Below are 3271 nucleotides of genomic sequence, written 5' to 3' on the forward strand. Positions count from 1 at the left end.
AAAATATAACAAACGGCTCAAGAGGGATTGCCAACGCTTGGCGACTTTAGTGCAAAATTGAAATTCAGTGTTTACAGTGTGTTTTTTGAGTTCGGCTATGCGTTGTCAACCCCTTAGCCGGGCGTTATGTGAAGGTGTCTAAATGATGACAAAGCTGAAACTTGGTTTATTTTTTGTTCCCTCATTACTTGCAGGCGCTTATGTGGGGTTAAGGTTTCCATCTTTGGATACCCAAGAGCAGAAAGAAATGGTTGGCTTTATAGTTGGTTTTTCTCAGTCGGACTTGTTTAATATTGCTGCACCACTGTCAGTATTAATTTTTGCTATTTATGTTTTTATCTTTGGGCAAATTCCTAGGAAACTTTCTGGTAAAAGGAAAGTAATATTATTTTGGTTGCCGGGTCTTTCGTTGACTTGTTCCATGCCGTTTTTCACGGCTCTTCTGAGCTTTCTTGTTGTTTATAGTGGTGACTTAGAAACAACAAAGCTAATAGTATATAGCTTGCTCGGCTTCATATATTCTGTAGTGTTTTTGTTGGGTATGCTCGCTCCAGCCTTTGAGGGAATGTACCCAAAAGAAATCTCTCAAAAACGTAGAGTTTATGTACTTCTGGTTGTTTCATTATTTTTGGTTATGGTGTGGGGATATTTCACATAACAAACGCTTCAAGAGGGACAGCCAACGCGCGGCATTTTTATTATGCGTTGGTTTTTGTGGTTACGCTGTTATGCGGAAGCTTGGTAGTAGCGTTGTCTGCCCCTTAAGCGGGCGTTAGGCAAAGTGAGTTTTTATCAGCTAAATCGGGTTTGAATTGAACGGTGAATTCCATGTTCTAATGGCTGGACTTAAGCAAAATCGTCACCACATATTTGTTGTTTCTTGATTGCGTTGGGTTGCTTTTCGCTGTGAATTCAGCGGCAAAATAACCTTCAGCATCCAAACGTCCGCCGAGCATGCTACGCTCGTCACTTTTCTTCCAAACCGCTCAATTTGAGTTTTTTGTTTCTTTGCTGATTTAGCATTTTGGTTTATAAATGAATCGGTTAGTTGGTTTTAAGTTTATAAAAAAGTTCGTTCTTTAGTTTTGAAAGTGTCGGTGTCAATCGGTTGGCCTAACAAACGGCTCAAGAGGGATTGCCAACGCATGGCGACTTTAGTGCAAAATTGAAGTTTAGTGTTTACAGTGTGTTTTTTGAGTTCGGCGATGCGTTGTCAACCCCTTAGCCGGGCGTTAGGCAAGGTGAGTTTTTATCAGCTAAGTCGAGTTGAAATTGAGCAGTAAATTCCATGTTTTGTGGCTTAATTTAAGCAATAAATAATCATCACATATTTGTCGTTTCTTGATCGTGTTGGGTTGTTTAACGCTGTGAATTCATCGGTAAAATAACCTTCAACATCCAAACGTCCGCCGAGAATGCTACGCTCGTCACTTTTCTTCCAAATCGCTCAATTTGAGTTTTTTTGTTTCTTTGCTGATTCAGCATTTTGGTTTATAAATGAATCGTTTAGTTGGTTTTAAGTTGGTAAAAAAACTTGTTCTTTGGTTTTAAAAGTGTCGGTGTCAATCGGTTGGCCTAACAAACGGCTCAAGAGGGATTGCCAACGCGTGGCGACTTTAGTGCAAAATTGAAATTCAGTGTTTACAGTGTGTTTTTTAAGTTCGGCGGTGCGTTGTCAACCCCTTAGCCGGGCGTTATGTTTACAAAAGCAAAAGAGCCATCTTGAGGAAAAGACTGGGGATTTCTCCGGTTTTTTAGCTTCATCGATATTCAGCAATTTTGGTTCAACTGCCCAAAATTCTTTGTTATCTCTGGCCTCGCGCAAACTAGGTTCGTGGGTTGCTTCATTGTTGAATCGTGGAAATATCGGTTGAAGGTTTCACTGGCTCAAAGTCGTTGTAACTGTTGCGGTTTAATTCGCTGAATCGGATCGTTTTAAGTTGATCGCATTTGTCGGCCAAGTTGGCTTAAAGGTTTGGTAATGGTTTTGAGCAATGCCGTAAAATCAGCAGTTCTTTGTCATGTGGGTTTTCTTAAACCGTAATCATAACAAGGCATTAAAGTGGGACTTGGCCCGCGTGGCTTTTTTAGTTTGCGTTAGGTTCAGTGTTTACGGCGCTGTGCGGTAGCTTTTATATTGCGGGCCTGCACCCCTTAACGCAGCGTTATGCAACTCAGGTAAATTTAGGGGTTTAATCTTTTAGGATTTCTCCGGCCATTCGTTTTGTGTTGTCGGCAAATGAGCACTTTTACCCTTAGATTCGTGGTTCACTCAAACCGTAAAACAGGCAAGGTTCTTTGTTTGCCTCAATCAGTTTTAGCGTTGGCGTGTTGTGAATCTTGTGGGTGCAAAGTGTGGAAAGGGCAAGTTTATCGAGCATTTTGTGCTTGCTGAAAGTCTTGCTTGTTGAGTTTGTCTGGTTCAAAAGCTTGGTTTGTTGTTGAAAGGTGGACTTTGTTTTGGCGGCTCATTTATCACAGTTCTTGTTTGGGGTGGTTCTTGAATCACTCAACCATTGCAATCGAGGCTTTTGATCGTATAAATTCGGTTTATCTCATTGAATTTGCATAACAAACGGCTCAAGAGGGATTGCCAACGCGTGGCGACTTTAGTGCAAAATTGCAGTTCAGTGTTTACAGTGTGTTTTTTTGAGTTCGGCGGTGCGTTGTCAACCCCTTAGCCGGGCGTTAGGCAAGGTGAGTTTTTATCAGCTAAATCGAGTTGAAATTGAACGGTAAATTCAATGTTTTCTGGCTTAAGTTAAGCAATAAATAGTCATCACATATTTGTTGTTTCTTGATCGCGTTGAGCTGTTTATCGTTGTGAATTCAGCGGCATAATAACCTTCAGCATCCAAACGTCCGCCGAGCATGCTACGCTCGTCACTTTTCTTCCAAATCGCTCAATTTGAGTTTTTTTGTTTCTTTGCTGATCTAGCATTTTGGTTTATAAATGAATCGGTTAGTTTATTTTAAGTTTACAAAAAACTCGTTCTTTGGTTTTGAAAGTATCGTTGTCAATCGGTTGGCCTAACAAACGGCTCAAGAGGGATTGCCAACGCGTGGCGGCTTTAGTTCAAAATTGAAGTTCAGTGTTTACAGTGTGTTTTTTAAGTTCGGCGGTGCGTTGTCAACCCCTTAGCCGGGCGTTATGTAAATTAATATAAAGTCGGAGTGTTGTTTGTTTAAGTTCAGTGAAGAAGTTCAAAAATTAAAAACGCAGACATTAGTTCTATCTGGCGTTGCGATGTTTATTGCCATTACGGGAGCA

1 protein-coding gene is annotated in these 3271 nt (G+C 40.8%); it reads left to right on the forward strand.

Annotated elements, in window-relative coordinates:
• Positions 1 to 142: 142 nt before the first annotated feature.
• Positions 143 to 658, forward strand: coding sequence for a hypothetical protein (locus tag AACV12_RS09110; protein ID WP_114717184.1), 516 nt, complete (start codon positions 143 to 145; stop codon positions 656 to 658).
• The last annotated feature ends 2613 nt before the right edge of the window (positions 659 to 3271 follow it).

Origin of the sequence: Vibrio sp. 2-2(8), assembly GCF_963888495.1 — a bacterium.
GTDB classification, from domain to species: domain Bacteria; phylum Pseudomonadota; class Gammaproteobacteria; order Enterobacterales; family Vibrionaceae; genus Vibrio; species Vibrio anguillarum.

Coding starts and splice junctions, on each gene's coding strand:
- AACV12_RS09110 (WP_114717184.1), top strand. CDS start 143: ATGATGACAAAGCTGAAACTTGGTTTATTTTTTGTTCCCTCATTACTT.